This is a genomic window from Pseudovibrio sp. POLY-S9, from assembly GCF_001431305.1.
Classification (GTDB): domain Bacteria; phylum Pseudomonadota; class Alphaproteobacteria; order Rhizobiales; family Stappiaceae; genus Pseudovibrio.
Genome location: NZ_LCWX01000167.1, coordinates 25211 through 26295, shown reverse-complemented (window position 1 = coordinate 26295; position 1085 = coordinate 25211). Strand labels below are relative to the sequence as shown.

General features: G+C 54.0%; 1 protein-coding gene and 1 pseudogene. Both read right to left on the bottom strand.

The features are described 5' to 3' along the window. Window positions 1–29 precede the first annotated feature (29 nt). A complete protein-coding gene (locus PPL9_RS17310; RefSeq protein ID WP_208989441.1) occupies window positions 30–368 on the bottom strand; it encodes a GNAT family N-acetyltransferase in 339 nt (112 codons plus the stop codon). Window positions 369–397: 29 nt separating this feature from the next. Further along, a pseudogene (locus PPL9_RS17305) lies at window positions 398–1085 on the bottom strand (glutamate--cysteine ligase); the annotation flags it as partial.

Genomic DNA, 1085 nt, shown 5'->3' with positions numbered 1-1085 from the left:
AAGGAGAACTAGACCTAAAAAAAGGCTGGTCACCAAACCTCAAACTGGGGAAATTTGGTCCAGCACTTTTGGGGAAATTTGACCCAGCATTGACACTGAAGTGCCTGTCGCCCGAACCCGCGTTTGTGGTGGGCGTAGTCTATGTACAGCGAATGCAGGAAGTGCTCTGGTGTGAAGTAGCCGATGAAGCCGATACGCTCTCCTGCATACTTCAAGACCCAGACATCCTCCCCCTCAACAAGGCTTTGAAACTGGCTGGCATCTACGAGGCTGGTGTAGTCATAGGCAAACGTACGGCTCGCCACGCTCTCATAGAGCGCAGCGAGCACGTCGTGGTCGTCAGATGTGTAGGGCAGGATTTGGAGCAAGCCTTGCCTTCCGTGTTCAGGGTCAGGCTTTACTGGCCGTCCAGACATTCTGGCGGCAAAACTTCCGTTTTGTTCTGCGAATCCAGGAAATGATCGAAGCTGTGGTTACTCGCCTGCGTTTCAACTTGCTCATAAGCGGCGCGGGACTGAGACACCATCGCGTCCTGGAACTTCAGACGTTCACCAGACAGCGGCATCGCTTTCAGGTGATCAGACTGGTTCTTGGAAAGATCAGCGATGAAGCCAGTGTAAGAGCCCTTCTGCTTCACGCCTTTCAAAATTTGAGCGGATGGAGTGAGCTCAGGATTGTCCAGCTTGGCCGCTTGTGCGTTCACAGCATCTGTATGGCCTGTACCGCCGTACACTTCATCCATGATCTGAGCTGTCAGACGCATGTCATCAAGCACCTGATGGCCCGCTTCACGCAGTTCCATACCACCATCGCCATAGGCTGGTAACATCAGATTTGGCAGGCGACCCTGCCAGGCAACCATGCGCTGCTGATCGTTGAGCGCCTGCTGCTCTCCAGAGGAGATACACGGAGATGGAGCAAGGGTCATATGGGTCAGGAAGGCATTGAGGAAGTGAGCCTGCTGCTCACAAATCCCAATCGGATTGAGCGGATTGATGTCGAGAGAGCGCAATTCGATGTATTCAACACCACGGCGACACAGCGCAGCAATCGGGCGCTCGCCTTCCTTGGTGTTTCGCTTAGGC